This is a genomic window from Vibrio sp. AK197, assembly GCF_053903115.1.
This window is the reverse complement of record NZ_CP096429.1, coordinates 991,661-1,011,278: the sequence shown is the minus strand read 5'-3', so window position 1 is coordinate 1,011,278 and position 19,618 is coordinate 991,661. Positions and strand designations below refer to the sequence as shown.

General features: G+C 44.1%; 17 protein-coding genes. 11 read left to right on the top strand and 6 right to left on the bottom strand.

The genetic code is table 11. The features are described from left to right. Nucleotides 1-13: 13 nt before the first annotated feature. The 3 genes from M1D72_RS04505 to M1D72_RS04495 form a co-directional block, all read right to left on the bottom strand. Nucleotides 14-1,789: an EAL domain-containing protein gene (locus M1D72_RS04505; protein WP_456294683.1), complete on the bottom strand. Its 1,776-nt coding sequence runs from the start codon at nucleotides 1,787-1,789 to the stop codon at nucleotides 14-16. A 174-nt stretch (nucleotides 1,790-1,963) separates the two neighbouring features. Beyond that, nucleotides 1,964-2,389, bottom strand: a complete 426-nt coding sequence (locus M1D72_RS04500) for a PPC domain-containing DNA-binding protein (RefSeq protein WP_456294682.1) — start codon at nucleotides 2,387-2,389, stop codon at nucleotides 1,964-1,966. After that, the gene (locus M1D72_RS04495) at nucleotides 2,376-2,969 is read right to left on the bottom strand and encodes a TetR/AcrR family transcriptional regulator (protein ID WP_456294681.1); all 594 of its coding nucleotides are present in this window, start codon (nucleotides 2,967-2,969) and stop codon (nucleotides 2,376-2,378) included. The genes M1D72_RS04500 and M1D72_RS04495 overlap by 14 nt, the downstream gene beginning before the upstream one ends. Before the next feature lie 107 nt (nucleotides 2,970-3,076). Here M1D72_RS04495 and M1D72_RS04490 point away from each other — a divergent pair, with 107 nt between their 5' ends. From M1D72_RS04490 to M1D72_RS04470, 5 genes are all read left to right on the top strand, one after another. Continuing rightward, nucleotides 3,077-3,691 (top strand): glutathione S-transferase family protein, encoded by a 615-nt coding sequence (locus M1D72_RS04490; RefSeq protein ID WP_456294680.1) that lies wholly within the window; start codon nucleotides 3,077-3,079, stop codon nucleotides 3,689-3,691. 319 nt (nucleotides 3,692-4,010) lie between these two features. Then, nucleotides 4,011-7,787 (top strand): ATP-binding protein, encoded by a 3,777-nt coding sequence (locus M1D72_RS04485; RefSeq protein ID WP_456294679.1) that lies wholly within the window; start codon nucleotides 4,011-4,013, stop codon nucleotides 7,785-7,787. Further along, nucleotides 7,756-8,925, top strand: coding sequence for an EAL domain-containing response regulator (locus M1D72_RS04480; protein WP_456294678.1), 1,170 nt, complete (start codon nucleotides 7,756-7,758; stop codon nucleotides 8,923-8,925). The genes M1D72_RS04485 and M1D72_RS04480 overlap by 32 nt, the downstream gene beginning before the upstream one ends. Beyond that, nucleotides 8,919-9,536, top strand: a complete 618-nt coding sequence (locus M1D72_RS04475) for a response regulator (protein WP_456294677.1) — start codon at nucleotides 8,919-8,921, stop codon at nucleotides 9,534-9,536. The genes M1D72_RS04480 and M1D72_RS04475 overlap by 7 nt, the downstream gene beginning before the upstream one ends. A gap of 198 nt (nucleotides 9,537-9,734) precedes the next feature. Beyond that, nucleotides 9,735-10,631, top strand: a complete 897-nt coding sequence (locus M1D72_RS04470) for a LysR family transcriptional regulator (RefSeq protein WP_456294676.1) — start codon at nucleotides 9,735-9,737, stop codon at nucleotides 10,629-10,631. Here M1D72_RS04470 and M1D72_RS04465 read toward each other — a convergent pair. After that, nucleotides 10,628-11,233 carry a response regulator gene (locus tag M1D72_RS04465; protein ID WP_390194296.1) on the bottom strand — a complete coding sequence of 202 codons (606 nt, stop codon included), beginning with the start codon at nucleotides 11,231-11,233 and terminating at the stop codon, nucleotides 10,628-10,630. The two genes, M1D72_RS04470 and M1D72_RS04465, sit on opposite strands and share 4 nt — an antisense overlap. 232 nt (nucleotides 11,234-11,465) lie before the next feature. On the opposite strand from M1D72_RS04465, the gene M1D72_RS04460 reads away from it, so the two are divergent. From M1D72_RS04460 to vctC, 5 genes are all read left to right on the top strand, one after another. Further along, nucleotides 11,466-11,900 (top strand): RNA-binding S4 domain-containing protein, encoded by a 435-nt coding sequence (locus M1D72_RS04460; protein ID WP_390194298.1) that lies wholly within the window; start codon nucleotides 11,466-11,468, stop codon nucleotides 11,898-11,900. 292 nt (nucleotides 11,901-12,192) lie between these two features. Beyond that, entirely contained in the window at nucleotides 12,193-13,092 is a 900-nt protein-coding gene (locus tag M1D72_RS04455) for a siderophore ABC transporter substrate-binding protein (RefSeq protein WP_456294675.1), read from the top strand. Nucleotides 13,093-13,114: 22 nt separating this feature from the next. Next, nucleotides 13,115-14,050 carry an iron chelate uptake ABC transporter permease subunit VctD gene (gene vctD / locus M1D72_RS04450; protein WP_456294674.1) on the top strand — a complete coding sequence of 312 codons (936 nt, stop codon included), beginning with the start codon at nucleotides 13,115-13,117 and terminating at the stop codon, nucleotides 14,048-14,050. After that, nucleotides 14,043-14,993: an iron chelate uptake ABC transporter permease subunit VctG gene (gene vctG / locus M1D72_RS04445; RefSeq protein ID WP_390194302.1), complete on the top strand. Its 951-nt coding sequence runs from the start codon at nucleotides 14,043-14,045 to the stop codon at nucleotides 14,991-14,993. Before vctD ends, vctG begins: the two co-directional genes overlap by 8 nt. A gap of 1 nt (nucleotide 14,994) precedes the next feature. Beyond that, the gene (gene vctC, locus M1D72_RS04440; protein ID WP_456294673.1) at nucleotides 14,995-15,750 is read left to right on the top strand and encodes an iron chelate ABC transporter ATP-binding protein VctC; all 756 of its coding nucleotides are present in this window, start codon (nucleotides 14,995-14,997) and stop codon (nucleotides 15,748-15,750) included. An 81-nt stretch (nucleotides 15,751-15,831) separates the two neighbouring features. Here the strand turns inward: vctC and cueR are convergent, their stop codons facing one another. Next, complete coding sequence (gene cueR / locus M1D72_RS04435) at nucleotides 15,832-16,224, bottom strand: Cu(I)-responsive transcriptional regulator (RefSeq protein WP_390194304.1); 393 nt, start codon at nucleotides 16,222-16,224, stop codon at nucleotides 15,832-15,834. A 79-nt stretch (nucleotides 16,225-16,303) separates the two neighbouring features. Next, entirely contained in the window at nucleotides 16,304-17,920 is a 1,617-nt protein-coding gene (locus M1D72_RS04430) for a putative bifunctional diguanylate cyclase/phosphodiesterase (protein WP_456294672.1), read from the bottom strand. Between the two features lie 288 nt (nucleotides 17,921-18,208). Here M1D72_RS04430 and M1D72_RS04425 point away from each other — a divergent pair, with 288 nt between their 5' ends. Then, entirely contained in the window at nucleotides 18,209-19,402 is a 1,194-nt protein-coding gene (locus M1D72_RS04425) for an acetate/propionate family kinase (RefSeq protein WP_390194311.1), read from the top strand. The last annotated feature ends 216 nt before the right edge of the window (nucleotides 19,403-19,618 follow it).

The window sequence follows — 19,618 nt, the reverse complement described above, 5'->3', positions numbered from 1 at the left end:
GAAAATATGGCCGTTATACTTCGGTGTAACGGCTTGCACTTGCTAAGGAAAGAGGTTTGGAATACCAGTAGCCTTGCAAGTAAGCGACACCCATGTTGGCAAATTTATGATGCATCTCCGCGTTTTCGACTCCTTCAATGACGATGTCGACATTGTAGCTTCGACACAACTGGGTAATAAAGCGCAAATATTCCGCGGTGGCTGGATTGGTCAGGCTTTTCCATGCCATGTTTTTATCGACCTTAATTTGGCTAAGTGGCAAATCGAAAAAGCTGTGCAGAGAACTGTAACCTGAGCCAAAATCATCCAGTGAAAGGCGGAAGCCATAATCACTGAGTTTAATCAGTTGCCTAATTGCTTTTTGGTTCCCATCCAAAATAATGGTCTCAGTCAGCTCGAGAATAATGCTGCTCGCGGCAACGCCTTCAAGCTCGGCCATACGCCGAACCTCGTGAGGAAAGTGGTTATTGAGGATTTGCAGCACCGAAATATTAATATTCACGGTGACTTGGCGTTGGTGATGCTTTTGGTATTCCTTAATAAAGTGGCAGGCTTTCTCGAACACCAAATAGCCAAGTTCAACAATTAGCCCTTTCTTCTCCGCCACTGCAATAAACTCATCAGGGTAAATTTCACCCCATTCTTTGCTACGCCAACGAACAAGCGCTTCAAAGCTCGCGATCTTATTGGTTTGCGCATTGACTATCGGTTGGAATTTTACCGTCAGCTGTTTGCCGTCAATTGCCTTTTTAAGCTGTTGTTCGATATAAAAATGGCGATCGACTTTGTTCTTGGTGGAATCGACGTAAATCGCAATGTTGCTAAAGTTGTTTTCGCCGGCAAACTTACAGGTTCTTGCTGCTATCTTGACCAGTTCTGTGGCACTTAACGATTTGTCGAAATTTGGGTAAATCCCAATATTCATATCTTTGCCGTAAAGGTGTCCTTCGAGATCGACGGCTTTGCGATAGCTGTGCAGAATACGTTCGCCGAGCTGATGAATATCTTTATTTTCGTACAGGCCTTTGACCAAAATCGCAAAATCATCAGAGTGAACTCGGTACACATCAATAAACGTATCCGGGCAGCGATTTAGTGTCGCAATGAGGTGGTTGAGCAAATTTTGCAGAATTTGCTGACCATAAATATTCAGGTAATTTTTTACGTCCTCAATTTGGATATACAACAACGAATAATGTTCTTCATCCGTTGAGTTGATGTCATCGATATCAATATGCAGTTTGTTGGTATTAGATAGACCGGATTCAGTATCGACAAAGGCGGCTTTTTGAATATAGCTCTCCATGGTTTTTTTATCCGAGATGTCGCGGTGACAGCCAATCAGAAAACGTTGATCATCTTTAATTCGGGTAACGGCAGTGCCTTGAACCCATATGTATTGTCCATCGGTACGTTTGACGCGATATTCGGTAGAGAGACGCTTACCTTCAGTACTGGTATGCAAGGCAACTCGACGTTGCAGTAATAAGCGGTCTTCGGGGTGAACCAGTTCTAACCATTTCTGAAAGGAAGTATGCCCTGATTGAATACCAAACTGAGCATAGAACGTTGGATTGTAATAAAACATCTGTTCGCAATCTGCCATGTAGAAGATCCCATCATTAAACACATCAACAAGATGTTTAAAGTGGTTATCCATTAACAGATCAAGCTCAGCACCAGACAGCGGGAAACCGCTTAAATCGGAGACCTCATTGGTGTCAGTTGAGCTATTGGGCTGAGCAGGGAGTTGAGAATTTGCCCAGTTTTGATGTGCTTTATTATTCATTCAATGCAGACTTGCCTATCCAACGTTGGTTAGCCATCCTTCTTACCTTCGTGTGCTCTATTTTATAAAAATAATTCAGCTAATCCATGTGTTTTACATTAAATATTGACTAACGACCAGTCAATTTTGTGTTTATGTAGAACGAAATAACTACAAATGGGGCTGAATGAATGATTACTCTACAAGCTTTATCGACGAATCGCGAACAATCTTTAGCTCTGAATAGCCTGTTTGTCGATCGTGTTCTCGTGCAAAATGCAGGCTAGGGTAACGATGAATGATGAGTTCAGCGGTGGTGTCGATATAAGATTCTTCGAGTAGATGCCCGCCCCAGACTTTGCCTTGGTTATCAGCAACGGCGATATGTAAGTGTTGATGGGCTGCGGTCAAAGTGCCCATCAGCGATACGATTTCAAACGGTTGAGAAAGTTTAAGTGTTTGCTGCGCGCCAGCAAGACGAATGTGCAGTTGTGACAGGCTGCCAACGCAAGACGCGATACTCCCTGCTTGGATGTGGTTCTGAGTCACAAGGTGTTGTATCGCCGTCTTGAGGTCGTTGCCACGAGTCAAACGCCAGGCGAGAGGTTCAATGACGTTCATGGGAGCCACCTTCTATTAAACTAATCATCGCGTCTAATGCCGCGTCGATATCTTGATGGCGCTTGGCCTTACTCAACACTCGCATTCCCTGCATTTGGCTTAGTAACAGTGAGGCCAACTGCGCGGGGACGAGAGAGGCGCTGAGCTGTTTTTGTTGTTGGGCATTGGTGAGTGCTTGGCAAAAGTGTTCCGAAAGTAAGTCAAACAAGCGATTTCCTTGCATTAAGACTTTCTCATCTTCACCGCCATGCTCAACAATGGCATTTTGCATAAAACAACCGTTGGAGGAGTCTTTTTGTTTGTTGGCGAAGTGAATCAAAAATGTTTTCAGCTCAGGCCACCCTGCGCTGGGACCTGTCAGTGAGGTAACAGGGGGGAGAGAAACCTTCTCCAGATACGCATCAAGCGCCATGTAATAGAGGTTTTGCTTATCTCCAAAGCTGTTATACAGGCTAAAGCGGTTGATTTGTAAAGTATCTACGAGGTCCGAAATAGCGGTATTGGCATACCCTTTACGCCAGAATAACGCCATGGCTTCTAGGAGTTTTTGGTTCTTATCAAAATTCGATTTTCTTGCCATAAGATCAATGCTGCAACTTGGGTAATTAATTCTTGACTGAACGTTTAGAAATTAAGTAGATTTTAAACTAAACGATCGTTCCGGAAAAGAGAAAAGGAAAAAAGATAATGAAACTTTATGAAACGGCGATGACGCCAAGCTGTCGACGTGTCAGTGTATTTTTGAATGAGTTAGGTGTTGACGTGGAACGTGTGGCACTTAATGTTCGCGATGGCGATAATCTCTCTACTGAGTTTTTAGCAAAAGCAGTCAATGGTAAAGTTCCGATGCTTGAGCTCGACAGTGGGGAAACCCTTTGTGAAAGTGTCGCTATTTGCCGTTATTTTGATGAGTTGTATCCCAACGAACTCGGCCTGTTTGGAAGTACCGCACTTGAAAAAGCACAAGTTGAAATGTGGCATCGGGTGGTCGAGTTCCAAGGTCTATATGCTGGGTTTCAAGCGTTTCGCAATATGACAGGTATTTATAATGACCGAGAGCGCTGCGTCGCGGAATGGGGGAAGGAATCGAAATTGCGCGTAGAAGAATTCTTGCCTACGCTCGATAAACGTTTGGCTGAGTCGTCGTATGTCGCGAGTGAACGCTTTACCGTTGTGGATATTACCACGTATATTTTTATTGGCTTTTGTACTAAGGCGTTAGAAATCGACGTGACTGGACAATACCCCTCGATTGCTAAGTGGTTTAGTCGTGTGTCTGAGCGTAAAGCTTTTCAAGCATAACGATTGAGGCTGCATTTACCTGAGAAATGGCTGGTCTACCGGCCATTTTTGCTTCTAGAAAAAGGGGTTACATCTCAATAAGTGACGTTGTGAAGTTTTGTTCACATCTGTTTGCCACAATCCGAGAAGCACATCGCGAATTGACGTTTGACTGGCGTAAGAAAGGAGCGATTTTACTGTCAGTTATTACTGACAAAGTTGAAATATTTCTTTTTAAATCAGAATGTTATGATTTTTTATTCGCTGATAAAATATTGACTTATTAAGCGCTTACTCTAAGCTTTGCCGTCCCCCGACACAACGCTGAGAAGAGTATTTAGTGCGCTTGACATCATTACTAACCTTATTGGTTTCGATCACTACATTGTGGACCACTAATGCGTCTGCTATCGACTTTGCTGAGAAACCGAATGAACACTCCGCATTTTCCGAAGTGATCAATGTTGCTGTCTATTCCTCTTTGTCTCCAGAACTGGACCATACGGTCAGTGAACAGTTCCAAGGGATCAATATTAATTATTTGCAATCTATCGCTCAAGAACTCAATGCATCACTGAATATTGAGGGTTATGGAGAGATTGAGAATGTCTACAAAGCGCTTGAAAATGGCGAAGCTGACGTTGCTGTCGGGTTTAGTCGCACACCGAGTCGAGAGCAGCGCTTTGTGTTCTCAGATACTTTTTATAAAACCAGTCTAGCGGTTTGGTATCGCAATAATCGTACAGCCTATCTTGCGCCGCAAAGTTTAAAGTGGGTATGTTTACGAGAGTCTAGCTACTGTTCACGTCTGCAATCTCTAGGGGTTGTAAACCCATCGGTTGTTGATGATTTTGACCAATCGTTTGAGATGGTTAACTCTGGTGAAGCCGATGCGTTTGTCGCGAACTATGTTTCTCTGCTGCAGTATCTTAACGAAAATGACATCGTAGATGGTCAAGTTTGGGTTCCTGATTGGCTTGAACCTGAACAAGTTTCGGTGATGGCTGCGCCGAGTAAGCAGGCTTTAATCACACGTATTAATGATGTTTTAGCGTCGCGCGGCGAATCATTAAGAGCGTACTCCTCACAGTCTTTTAACGCCTATCACAAAATTGATCAGGCCAATATCGCGTATCGCAATAGCCACCTTGAAGACCGATCCGTACGTTTCACGTTTAATGAAGACAGCTATCCGCTGTTTTATCGTGATAGCGACGGTAAGCTAACGGGGGCGCTCAATGAGATGTTGAGACTGATACAGTCTCGTTCGGGGATCAAGTTTCACTATGTTCCTACGCCAGAAGGTAAAACACCGGACCAAATGATTGAAGATGGCGAAATCGATATTTTGCCGATGGTATTTAAGGACGGGTTAAATTCGACAGAGATCAAACTGACCGATGCTTACATGAACATGAAGTATGTCGGGGTTGAGCTCAGTTCACCGCGCCTTTCAAAAGACCAGCCTGACGGTGTGCTGATGACGACTCGGCACCCATCAGAGTTAGGGGTGACTCACAGCACCTTTAGCCCTCAGACTCGGCCCTATACCGACTTAACGAAGATGCTTAACGCGTTGCGTAACGGTGAGATAAGCCGTGCCTATATTCGTGATGACTTGGTCGATATGATGCTAGGAAGTGGGCACGATGACCAATTTAAAATCAACCGCAAAGATTTCAAAATGGTTCATGCGTCAATTGGAGTGTCGAAACAGGAGCCTTTGCTGCTCAATGCGCTCAATAGCGTTCTAGCGACGGTTGATGATAATGAACTGAAAAAAATTCGAGATGGCTACTCTCATATTAAAGTGGTTTACGGTTACGACAAGTTCAAAGTCGCACTGTTAACGGGGTCGTTAATTTTAGTTGCGTTGATCATTATCTTGATCAGCTATCTATTTTCTAAAAACCTGAAACTTCAGGTGGTCATGCGAGAAAACGAGGCTAAGAACTCACAAAATGAATTTGAGTTTATGCAGCGAATTATCAACGCACTTCCGCTCCAAATCTTTATCCACGATTCTAACCATAATTTGGTGCTAAGCAATTGCGAGAACTACATATCTGGAGCGTGTAAAGGCTGTTCGATGGCGGAAAATAACTCGTCAAAAGCGGCGATTGTTGAAAACCACGAAGTGCTTGAGAAAGTGCTTAACGACGATTATTCAATGGCACGCACGGTTGATATTACCGATTGCAGCCTGAATATCCAAACGGTCGATTTTTTCCGCAAGCGTGTCATTCACTCAGCGACACAAAAAGCATTTGCATTAACAGCGATACATGATGTGAGTCGTCGTAATCAGCAACAACGGGAATTGATCGAAGCCAACAAATTGGCAGAGCAAGCCGTGGTCGCTCGTGAACGTTTTCTTGCCAGTATGAGTCATGAACTGAGAACGCCGATTGCAGGTATGAGTGGTTTGCTCGAAATGCTGAATATGCGTCTGACTCATGCTGAAGATCGTATGTTGTTGAAAAATGTCATTACTTCGACACAAAACTTGAAGATGTTGGTCAATGATATCTTAGATTTTTCGAAGTTGGAGGCCAATCAACTCAACATTGAAGCGATGGACTTTAACGTGATGAAAGGCACTTGTGAGCTATTACGTATCCACAGTGCAGCGGCGAAAGATAAAGAGCTGGAGTTTGAATTTAATTGGACGCCGTCTGCGATTCGAATTATTAAAATTGACGCGCTGCGTTACAGCCAAATCGTCAACAACTTGCTGTCAAATGCGATTAAGTTTACCGACAGTGGCAAGATTCGTGTTGATACACGTGTCACTGAGCAAAATATTCATTTCTCCGTCATGGATTCTGGCGTAGGTATGACAGAGCAGCAGCAGAAAATTGTGTTTCAGCCTTTTGTTCAGGCAGACAACACCATTGCTCGTCGCTATGGCGGCACCGGGCTCGGTTTAACGATTGTTCGCGATTTAATTGAATTAATGGGCGGTGATTTTGAGCTAGAAAGTGTTACTGGTCTCGGAACTAAGATCACATTTACACTGCCGCTTGAAGTTGTGGAATGTTACAATAACTTGTTCCCGAACCTTGAGTTGCACCATGGTCCCGTACCGAAGCACGTTATGGAGTGGATGGAACCTTGGTTTGAACATGTCGAATTTGCTGAGCAGAGACACAGCTTGTTTTTGACTACGGCGATGGACCAGTCGCGCCATAATGAAGATTATACCGTCGTTCTTGATCCAGCCGTCACACAGATGGCTGAGGTGGATGATAATATTATTCGTCTATCCACAACGCCACTCTTCCCAGACGTTCTGTTTGAAGTGATGCGCCGAATCAACGATGGCGATACTGAGCCAGAGTCTGACGACATTGTCATGCTGAGTGGTCATGTGTTAGTGGCAGAAGATAATCCCATCAACCAGATGCTTATTGCTAAGCAACTTGAAGAAATGGGTGTGACGGTGGATTTGGTTTCTGATGGCTTGCAGGCGCTGAATCGTCTACGTCGCAATATTACGTCATATGATCTCTTGATCACCGATGGTCATATGCCCAATATGGATGGATACCAACTGGCAAGGCGCGTGCGCGATACGCTGCCAGAATTTGCTGATAAGCCGATTATTGGCTGCACGGCAGAAGATAGCCGAGTCGCACTGCAACGCGCAGAAACGAGTGGGTTTGATCATATTCTTTATAAGCCTTATGGCATTTATCCACTCAATCAATTATTGAAAAAATTCCTACCGGCACAAGCAAATGTGACGGCGCAGGTTCGACCACAAGCGATCGTGACAAAGCTGTGTTGGCTCGACAACTTTCAAGAGCAGGAAGCTCGAATGCTCGGTGATGTGTATATCACGACCATGCAAGAGGACTGCGAAAAACTCATCGAAGTAAAAAATGATTTGTCCCAAGTTCGACAGGTCGCGCACCGAATTAAAGGTGGCGCTGGAACCGTTGGGTTAAAAGAGCTTATGGAATTGGCGCAAACCGTAGAGGACGCCGCCGCAGAAGGCCATCAAGATATTCATGGAAGTATCAATAGCTTGATAACGCAAATAACTGAAACGATAGAACATACGAGAGATTGGTTAAATGCTCATGAACACACAGTTACATGTACTGATTCTTGATGATAGCGCTTTGCAGCGGTGTACAACGCGCATGCAGTTGGAGCGAATTGGTGTACAAGACATCGAAGAGTCCTCTGACGGTCACGAAGCGTTAGCGCTATGCGAAAATAAGCGTTATGACATGCTTATCTGTGATTTAGACATGCCAGAAATGGATGGCATCCATTTCTTAAAACGATTAAGCCGCTCGGGCTTTGATGGCACCATTGGTATCCAAAGTGGTATTGATGTGACCGTACTGAAAATCGCCTGCATCATGTGTACACAGCTTGGCTTCAAAAAGGTGGTCGCCTTACCAAAGCCTGTTGCGCAAGATACGCTATCTGGGGTGATTAAAGAGCATATTGAAACTCGTGAGCTCGAGCTGGAAGTAAAACCAACGCTTGATTTTGATATTTCAGCGATTCAAACCGCGTTTAATAATGGTGAATTCCAAAATTACTACCAGCCAAAATACGACTTTAAAACCGAGAAAGTGGTTGGCGTTGAAGTGTTAATGCGTTGGATTCATCCTGCACTGGGCATTATTGGTCCCGATGTCTTTTTGCCGTTGATTGACCAAAGCAAAATGCAAAATGAGTTGTTCTTCCTATCCGCCGAGCAAGCGTTTAAACATTTCTCAGCCAGTGAATCGAAAAGTACCATCGCGCTGAATGCCACCCAAACCAATCTAGAAACCTCCAAATTCGTCGAACGATTGTTGGATTTGGCGCATCAGTATCAGATAGAGCACAACCGAATTATTGTTGAGCTTACTGAAAATGAAGTGTCACTGCTTTCGCCAGTGATGCTAGAGAACATTGCGCGTTTACGCATTCATCGTGTTGGGCTTTCAATTGATGATTTTGGTACGGGGTATTCAACCTTACTAAAACTGGCTCAACTCCCTGTCACTGAATTGAAGATCGACCGTGAGTTTGTTGCCTCCTGTACCTATGACATTCGCACGCAATCGATTGTTCGTTTGACTCATCAACTGGCACGCAATCTTGGGCTTAAAGTGGTGGCAGAAGGAGTCGAAAATCAAGAAACCTGGGCGTATTTGGAGAAGTTAGGTGTCGATGTGTGTCAAGGCTTCTTGACCGGAAGACCTATGCCGTTCGCTCAAATTCAACGTTTAGAGAACAACTTATGCTAACTTATAAAGTGAATTGTTTGATTTTGGATGATCATCCACTGGTTTGCGCCGCAATAGAAAATTTGCTGCGTGATCATCACCGTATCGAGAATGTCTATTCATTAACCGATTCCCATAAAGCGCAAAGCTTTATAAAAGAGAACAACATCGAACTTTTGGTGCTCGACGTCAATTTAGCGAAAGCCGATGGCTTTGAATTTGCTCGTCGTATTACCGCCCATGGTTATCAGGGAAAAATGCTGTTTATCTCGGCCAATGATTCACAAATCTATTCGGAAACGGCTTTTCGCTTGGGAGCGGATGGTTACATCACTAAATCAGAAAACATGAGCCTGATTGTGCAAGCCATCGACAGCATTTTAAACGGTTACACCTTCTTTAAATTTACCGGAGAAACACCTGACCGCAGCTCAGAAGTGAAACTGTCGCAGCGTGAAGCGGTAGTTCTAACCTATTTAATGGAAGGGAAAGCCAATAAAGATATTGCTGAAATCTTGTCTTTAAGCGCTAAAACCATCAGTACTTACAAAACCAGAATTCTCGAAAAATACCAAGTGAAGTCGGTGCTTGAATTAATGAAAGTCGGAGAAAAAATTAACCACGATCATTAATCAAAAGTGGGTGAGTCGCGCAGGGTATGGAAGAAGAAGCACTTCGGTGCTTCTTTTTGAGCACTAGATAAAAGCGACCATCTCAGATGAGATAATGAGAAACAGCGAAAAATCATCCCGAGGTTTAGCATTGATGGCTATACGCTCAATATCGCTGCTTTTACAATGAAGGGAAACAAGTCAAGTCTGAGGGAATGTATGACTGAGCCGTTAGATCTCAACTTGCTCAAAGTCCTTATCTTAATCAACAAGCATCGCCAGTTACGGCCGGTTGCCAAAGAACTTGGCAAAACAGAAAGCGCGGTGAGCAAATACCTCGCGAAATTGCGTATTCAGCTTGACGACACGCTGTTTGTGCGCGGAGCACACCGACTGGAACCCACAGAGTTTACGCTGAAACTCCTGCCGCAGATCAGTGCTGGATTGGAGTTACTCGATGGCGCCATAGCTCGCCAAGAGTTTATTCCGCAAGCTTACGACAAAGTGGTGCGTATCGCGCTACCAGAAATTGTTCAGCATCTTATTGGGGCGGATTTGATGGTGGCGTTATGGGAAGTGTTACCCAAAGCTCAAGTTCAAATCACCAACTGGCATGATCTTACCCCAGAGCATATTTTGGATAACAAAGTCGATATCGGCGTTCAGTATTTTAATCCAATGCAAACTAAGTCTATCTATCAACAGAAATTGGGCCGTGTCGTGGGTTCCATTGTCAGTTGTGAAGACGATAAGCTGAAAACAGCCAAGGAATTATTGAAACGGCGATTTGTGGTACTTGAAATGAAAGGGTGGCATCAAAATCAAGCCATCATCAAAACCAGCCTAGAAGAAGTTGGCATTGAGATAAACAGTGTCGGCACCATTGATAATATGCACGCGCTGCTTGATTTAGTGCGAAAACGGCATATTGTTTCGCTGCTCCCAAATATAGGAAAAGCGAGTGAAGACATTGTCTACCACTCGTTTTCTGAATCTGGGATTGCGGTGGACTTGCCGAATGTCGTCGCCAACTATAAGGCGTTAAACATGGGCAGCCCACTTCACGTATTACTCTACAAAACCCTAAAAGACGTTATGTTCCCTAAGGCGAATTAGTTTTCTTCACCTAGGTGCTCGCGCATTTGCATCAATTCCACAATCGAACCCACATTATATTTGTCGAGAATGCGAGATTTGTAGGTGCTGATGGTTTTTGAACTCAACGACAATAGTTCAGAAATTCGTTTGTTGGTGTAGCCTTTGACCAAGTAATTAAATACCACGGTTTCTCGGTTCGACAAGGCAACCGTTTTACGAAAGCTGTTGGCTTTGTGCTTAAACACCGAATAACCACGCGCCACACTTAAGATCGCCTCTTTGATCACAACCGAAGATTCCACTTTGGAAATATAGCCGTTTGCTCCGAGTTTGTACGCAGTCATTGAATACATTGGGTGCTTACTGCTGGAAATAAACAATACTTTGCCTGTGTAACCGTGAGCACGAGCACGGCGAATAAATTCGAAACCGTCTGAATTTTCCAAATCGACGTCTAAGATGACGTAATCAATGTCGTGGTTTCTTAGCAATTGAATACCGAACGTTGCATTGTTAGCTTGATAAGCTTGCGAGTTTGGCATGCATTCGTAGACCAAGCTTTCAATTGCTGTGCGCATTAGGGGTTGAGTATCAATGATCAAAATATTCATTGCTGACATGTATGGGGCCTCTAGTTGAATGAGCGACATCAATGTCTGTTAACTCCGAATGCGCTTAATGTAAGTGATAACTGACGGAAATGGCGGAATAGCGTATTTTCCGAATAGGAAACGCTGTCAGGGCTCTGTCAGACAAACGTCAATCGACGTCAGATTCAGATGACAGGCTTAATGGTTTTCCCATCATCAAAAAGCCTTTACACTATGAGTGTCAGCACATTTAGAGATGATCATGAATAACGAGTATGACTACGACGCCGATGAAGGCGAAGAAATCGAAATTGAAGCGTTAGGTATAGAAGTAAACACGCAACCTATTGAATTGTATAAAGTCATGAAACTGGCCAATTTGGTGTCTGGAGGCGGCGAAGCCAAGTATGCGATCAGTGAAGGCTACGTCGCGGTAAATGGTGAGCTTGAAACGCGCAAAAGACGTAAACTGTATGACGGTGACTTTTTTGAATTCAACCAAGAATATTATGTTGTCGTTTATAATGAGCAGCAAATCAGTGAGCCCAACGAGGAAATGATTGTCCAAGAGGACGATGATGTTGTGGTCGAGGATGTTATTGAGCCACCGGCTGTGACAGACGAACCAAAGCCAGCGCCTAGCGACAATACCAAGAAAAAGCCGGGGGCAGGACGTAAGTCACTCGATTTCTTATAACGCCATAACCGCTAAGACGAATAGGTGCGCAATGTTCATTGCGCATTTTTTTTGGCTGAACGACAAACTGTGTATTGAGGCTTCTTGGGTATCGTCGCAGTACACGGAAAACGCTTGATGCGATCTGGCTAAGAACAATTTTTCCTAAAGGATGGAGTGAAATGGTGAAAACATTACGATCCGTTGCTTGTTCCGTATTTGGAACGTTCTGGTTGCCATTTTGAGGATGACATTTATCTCAATCTAAATGATAATACATTGCATTTGTATTATATGAGAATTAGGGATAACAATGAAAGCTCTCGCAGTCGCGCTATTAGCTGGTTTGGCCGTTTTCAACGTTCAGGCGGAAACCGTCAGCATCAAGCATGAAATGGGAACGACAACACTGGAAAGTAATCCTAAACGTGTCGTTGTTTTGGGGATTGGCGCATTAGATGCCGTTGATAGCATGGGCGTAACACCCGTTGCGGTATCTACAGCCACTATGATGCCTGATTATCTCGCGAAATATGAAGATGTTCCTTCTTCAGGCAGTTTATTTGAACCCGATTTTGAGGCCATTTACAGCGACAAGCCAGACGTTATTATTGCGGGGCCTCGCAGTGCGACGCATTATGATGAGCTGTCAAAAATAGCGCCTACGATTATTTTTGGTACTCGCAGTTCTGACTATTGGCAAGCGACACAAGAGCAATGGCGTAAGTTGGCCACCGTTTTTGAGAAGCAAGAGATGGTCGAGAAGAAAATCGCTGAGCTTGATAATGAATTCAAAGCAATTCGTGACTACAACCAGTCACACCAAGTGGATGCGTTGACCGTGATGAGTTCTGGAGGCAACATTACCACCTTCGGTACTGAGTCACGCTTTGGTATTCTATACAAAGAATTTGGCTTTAAAGAAACAGTGCACAATATTAAACCAAGCCAGCATGGCGATTTAGTTTCATACGAGTACATTCAGAAAGCCAACCCAAGTACCCTATTGATTATTGATCGTGACAAGCTGGTGAATAAAGGCACCAGTCATACTCGTGAACAGTTTGACAATGAATTGATTCAGTCAACTAAAGCGTATCAAGAAGGGCGAATGACTTACCTTGATCTTAACGCTTGGTACTTGGCGATTTCTGGAATCAAAGCGACTCAGCAAATGATCGCAGATGTGAAATCAACGATTGGTTTGAATTAGTTTTCGCAAGCAGAGGTTAACTTTGAAAAAGTTATTGCTTGCTCTCGTTGCTCTTAGCCTGCTCTCACTGTTTGTGGGAGTGGGTAACCTTACCGCTGGCGAACTGCTTAGTGGCGATGCAAATGCTTGGAACTTGTTGTTCACAAGCCGATTGCCCCGTCTGTTAGCCATTTTGTTAGCCGGTGCCGGGCTGAGTATCGCGGGCTTAATTATGCAGCAAATTAGCCAGAATCGATTTGCTGCGCCTTCGACATCGGGCACGATAGAGTGTGCGATGTTTGGTTACGTTTTGAGCCTGGTCATTTTCGGCGACGGTGACAATTTATGGCTCATTTTTGCCTGTGCTATGGTCGGCACCCTGGTCTTTGTACAGTTTATTCACCGTATCCAATTCAAAAATGCCATTTTCGTGCCTCTGGTCGGCATTATTTTTGGTAATGTTGTCGAATCCGCAGCCACGTTTCTTGCCTATAAATTTGACGCAATTCAAAACCTGCAAGGGTGGGCGGTTGCCAACTTTGCCAATTTGCTACGAGGAGATTTTGAACTGCTCTATGTGGCTCTTCCGGTTGCGATCTTAGGTTACTTATATGCGGCGCGTATTTCGGCGGTCGGCCTTGGTAAAGACTTTGCCACCAACCTAGGGCTTAATTACAAGCAGGTGGTGATGCTGGGCGTGATTTTGGTGTCGGTTATGGCGGCGAGTGTGGTGATGATCGTCGGACGTTTACCTTTTCTTGGTTTGATTGTCCCCAACTTAGTGACCCATTTCTTTGGCGATAATTTGCGTAAAAATATTCCTCTGACCGCCATCGCTGGTGCACTAACGGTACTGGTGTGCGATTTACTCGGGCGCTGGATTATTTATCCGTATGAAGTGCCTATCTCTATGATTATTTCGATTGTCGGCGGTGCGGTATTTATCGGCTTGATTTTGCGAGGGCAAAAGCATGGCTGACAGAAATAAGCTTTTGATTTTGGCGGTGGTCAGCATCGTTGTTGCGGCGCTGTTTATTGGCGTTGGCCTCACGGCAGATAATTACCAGTATTTTCTATCGCGACGTGTACCGAAAGTGTTGGCGATTGTCCTCGCCGGTGTGGCAATCGGTCAATCATCTCTGGTGTTTCAAACCATAACAGGGAATCGAATTTTAACCCCGAGTGTCATGGGCTTTGATAGCCTGTATATGCTCACGCAAGTGATTGTGGTGGTGCTGTTTGGTGGGCTGAGTAGCTTCACCTTAAATGCGTATCTGAATTTTAGTGTCTCTGTGGTCGTGATGATGCTGTTTTCGACCGCGTTGTTTGCGTTCTATTTTCGCAGTCAAAAACGGAATTTGATGAGTTTACTACTGCTTGGCGTCATTCTCGGGCAGTTGTTCAGTAACATTGGTTCGTTTTTTACGATGTTGCTTGATCCCAACGACTTTACCGCAATTCAGTCGAAGATGTTTGCCAGCTTTAACAATATTAAAGTGGGATTAGTCTACTTCTGTACACCGGTTTTACTGGTGTTAAGTGTGTTGCTTTATCGTATGCATCGTACGTTAGATGTGTTTTGGCTAGATCAAGATAATGCGATCAGCTTGGGCGTCGATGTGCGTTCAATGACGTTAAAAACGTTGCTGCTGTCTGCGGGATTAATTGCGATTTCAACCGCGCTCATTGGGCCGATTATGTTCTTTGGTTTACTGGTCACTAACCTAACTCGAGAATTTATCGCCAATTATCGCCATAAGGTATTACTGACTGCGGTAAGTTTATTATCCATTGCTTCTTTACTCACGGGGCAATGGGTTATCGAAAACATCTTTGAGTTTTCAACCACGCTTAGTGTGGTCATTAACTTTATCGGTGGTATTTACTTTTTATCCATGTTGCTTAGAAACAAGGTTGTATAACATGATCAAACTTGAGAGTTTGACCAAGGTCTTTGGTCATAAACCCGTTGTTGATAGTGCCAGCGCTGAGTTTGAAAAAGGGAAAGTGACGTCAATTATCGGCCCAAATGGTGCGGGCAAAAGTACACTTTTGTCGATGGCTAGCCGGTTAATTAATAAAGACCAAGGCAAGGTGTTTATTGATAGCGTTTCGCTTGAAGAGTGGGATACCAAAGAGTTGGCGAAGCGACTTGCCGTGCTCAGGCAAGCGAACTCGATCACTATGCGTTTTACGGTGCGAGAAATGGTCTCTTTCGGACGTTTTCCTTACAGCAAAGGTAACCTTACTGCACAAGATCAAGAGGTGATAGATCAAGCGATTGAGTACCTTGATTTGACTCGTATTCAGCACAGCTATCTGGATGAGCTCAGTGGTGGTCAGCGTCAACTTGCGTTTATTGCAATGGTCATTGCTCAAGATACTGATTACGTGTTTTTAGATGAACCATTGAATAATCTCGATATTAAACATTCACTGCAGATCATGAAAAATGTCCGCCGTTTGGCGCATGAGACGAACAAAGCGGTGGTCGTGGTGATTCATGATATTAACTTTGCATCATGCTACTCCGACAAAATCATCGCGCTCAAGCGAGGTAAAGTGGTGGCGCAAGGTTCGGTGGAAGACGTGATTCAAGCCGACACGTTGGAGCGCATCTACGAGACTCCATTTAATATCATTGAGCAAGATGGTAAGCGAATGTGCACCTACTATTGATAAAGTATGGTCATCAGAGAAAAACAAAGCCCTCTTTGTGAGGGCTTTGTTGTATTTAGAGCTTGGGCGTCGAAGAGAGGGCTAAGACGTTTTTGTCAGCTCTTCAATAATTGGGCAGTGGCTGTTGGTGTCTCCTGGACACGCTGAAACCCACAGTTTTAGTTGTTTTTCTATTTCTTGAAGATGATGAATTTTTTCTTCGATTTCATGCAATTTCACTTCAGCCCTCAGCTTAACATCACGGCTTTGGCGCTGTGGATTATGCGCAAGATCCACAAGCTCACGGCACTCCGCTAATGAAAATCCAGCACTTTTCGCTCGAGAGACTAAGTTTAATTCCTGAACGTGCTGCGGTGTGTATTCTCGATAGCCGGATTCACTGCGCGGAGGTGGGGTAATAATGCCTTTTTCTTCGTACATGCGAATGGATTTGCTAGACAGCCCTGTCATTTCAGATATTGCACCGATATTCATACCTACCTCCGTACGTTGGATTTTTTCAGTCTACTCGTTTTTGTTGTCTTTCTCTACACGGTGAGGGCTGGAGGATCAATCATTGTTGGCCTGCGAATGCCGTTGGGGCAGCTAACGGCTGAGGTTTGTAATGCAGCGTCCACACGATGGCTTCTTCCAAAGGACGCGCTTTTGAGAAGTAGAATCCCTGAAGTAAATCGCATTCGAGTGAGCGCAATAATTTTACGGTATCAAGGCTATCGATACCCTCCGCAACCACGTTATGGCCTAATCCATGAGCGAGTGAAATGATATTTTGCACAATCGCGAGATCTTTTTTGCTGTCACAAACATGGGTGATAAAGGAACGGTCGATTTTCAATTGGTTGACGGGTAAGTCGCGAAGTAGAGATAACGAAGAGAATCCGGTACCAAAATCATCAAGGCTAATGCGAAAGCCCAGTTGTTGAAGTTTACTAAATAGCTGCTTAGGGTGATGGAGTCGGTTAATGGCGACGCTCTCGGTAATTTCGAGTATCAATCGCTGATTTAAGATTGGGTGGGATTGGATCAATTGGCTGAGCTGATCAACTAACTTGGTGCCAATTAAGTCCTTGGCGGATAAATTCACATGCACAGGCAAGTGCACACCGTGATCTGAAAATTGGCTGAGATCACTGGCGACTTTATTGAGTAGCCAATGGGTAATGCGCGTAATTTGGTGACTTTTTTCGGCCACCCCAATGAAATCATTCGGTGAAAATTGCTCTCCATCACTTGAATGCCAGCGAATTAAAGCCTCATAGCCATCTACTTCGAGGGTTCGTCCATTGATAATGGGTTGGTAAAACACCCGAAGTTCGTGGTTTTTAAGCGCGTAATCAAGTTTCTGAGAGATTTCCAATTGACGAGTTGGGCCTTGTTCCATTGAAGATTCATACACCGTTAACAGCTGGCCTGTATGTTTGGAGTGGTACATTGCAAGGTCAGCCGCATTGAGCAGCTGATCGGTGGTTTGGCCATTATGCGGGAAACGGCTCACGCCGATGGTTACACTGATGGTTAATTGAAAACCATCAATATTAAATGCCTCGCGAAGCTGCTGGTGGATTTGCGTAGCTAAGGCCGCGGATTTTAAGTCGTTACTGTTTGGAATTAATAGGACGAATTCATCTCCACCAACACGCGCTAAGAAGTCGTGTGGCGAAAGAATCATCGAGATTCTATGACCCAGTTGAATTAAGCACTGATCACCGTAGTAGTGACCCATACCATCGTTAATCTGCTTAAAATTAACCACGTCAAATAGCATGACATCAAAGGGTTCATTCTTAGAAATAAGAGTATTGATGGTTTCAACAAAATACTTTCGATTTGGAATACCAGTGAGCGTATCTTGGACAGAATGGGTGCGTTCCGCATCAGCGAGTTTCTGAAGTTTGAGTAAAGAATCAAAACTGTTGGAGACGACCAAGCTTACAAATACGCCCCCGCAAAGCAAGATGACGGCCAGTGCAACAATCAATAAATCATTAGGCTGGTTTATGAATAGGGCAATTAAGACGCAAATATACCCTATAACGAAACCGAAAATGAGCAGGCTCAATATTTTCCAACTGCTGGAACGAGTCAGTTGATAAATTTTTCTCGCCGGAACAACCGCCGCTAGAAGCCAAAATAGACCAACGAGTACAAGCAACTGACTGATGATTGACAAGAATACGCTCCTACAAACCAGCACGAAATGAGACACTAAATCTTAGCAGAGTAAATGAGTATCGCGCAGTATTAGCGTTGGTGCTGTCTCGAATGGTTGAAAAGTAGACAAGTTATTTAATTCTTGACTAAAAAAAAATTGAAATTTGAGTTAGATCAAGAAAAAAACTTACATTTAAGTTAAAAAATTAAAAGAAAATTGAATTGTTCAAAAAATATTGAATAATGGGAGTCTCCCCAAGGAAGTGAAACGCTTTCGCAACACAATCGAAAACAGGATGCACATTTCATGTCTAATTCATATGTATTGGTGATTAACTCAGGAAGTTCGTCTCTAAAATTCGCGGTTATTGACTCGAATTCTGGAGACGCACTTGTTAGCGGAATCGGTGAGTGCTTTGGTTTGCCAGAAGCAGCTATCAGCTGGAAGTACAACGGTGAGAAAACCGAAGAGTCGATTCCTCAAGGAGGTAATCACCATCAGTACGCATTCGAACGTATTGTGAAGTTGTTGGATGATTTAGCCCTTACCGAGAAATTCGTTGCGATTGGTCACCGAGTGGTTGCAGGTGGTGAGTCGTTTAAAGGTACCGTTCGTGTTGATCAAGCGGTCGTTGAAGAGATTGATCGCCTTGCAGAACTTGCTCCTCTGCACAACAAAGCGAACGCGGATGGAATGCGTGCTGCGATGGAAGTTTTCCCCCAACTTCCACAGTTTGCTATTTTTGATACTGCATTCCACCAAACCATGCCTGCGAAAGCGTTCATGTATGCACTTCCACATGAACTGTATGATGACTATAAAATCCGTCGTTACGGCGCTCATGGAACCAGTCACTACTTTGTCAGTCGTGAAGCGGCTAAAATGCTTGATAAGCCTGCCGATCAAACCAATGTTATTACTGTGCACCTAGGCAACGGTGCGTCAATTACGGCAGTGAAAAATGGCCAAAGTGTCGATACCAGTATGGGGCTAACGCCTCTTGCGGGTTTGATGATGGGTACTCGCTGTGGTGACCTTGACCCTAGTGTGATTGAATTTCTAATCCGCAAGGGTTGGGATTCAGAGAAAATCTTCAGCACTCTGAATAAAAAATCGGGTTTCCTTGGTGTTTCCGGCCTGACCTCTGACGCGCGTGGTATTATGGATGCGGTTGACGAAGGTAACCAGCGCGCGAAATTAGCATTTGATGTCTTTACATACCGTGTTGCGAAATACATTGGTTCTTACTTAGTGGCATTAGATAGCTTAGACGCCATTGTCTTTACTGGCGGGATCGGCGAAAACTCTCTGCCAATCCGTGCTGAAATTTTGAAGAATCTGAAAATCCTAGGTTTTGTTGAAGATGCACAAGGCAATGAAGCGGCGCGCTTTGGGAAATCAGGTGTGATTGGTCACTCTGAGCTTCTTGGAGCGCAAGCGCTGGTCATTCCAACCAATGAAGAACTGGTGATTGCACAAGATTGCGTTAACCTGCTATAAGCTCGTTGATTGCAGAAAAGCCCAAACATGCGTTTGGGCTTTTTTATGTCTACGATTTGTTATCTCTTCCAAATTCAGGAATGTATTCCCTTCTCTTTCTTCACCACTGGCTATTTTCTGAGCCTAGAAAGCGCTTTTTTGACGATACGTTCACATAAACTATTCGCCACCATATGCAACTAAGAAAGTTATAAGTATAACCCCCGGTTATTAACA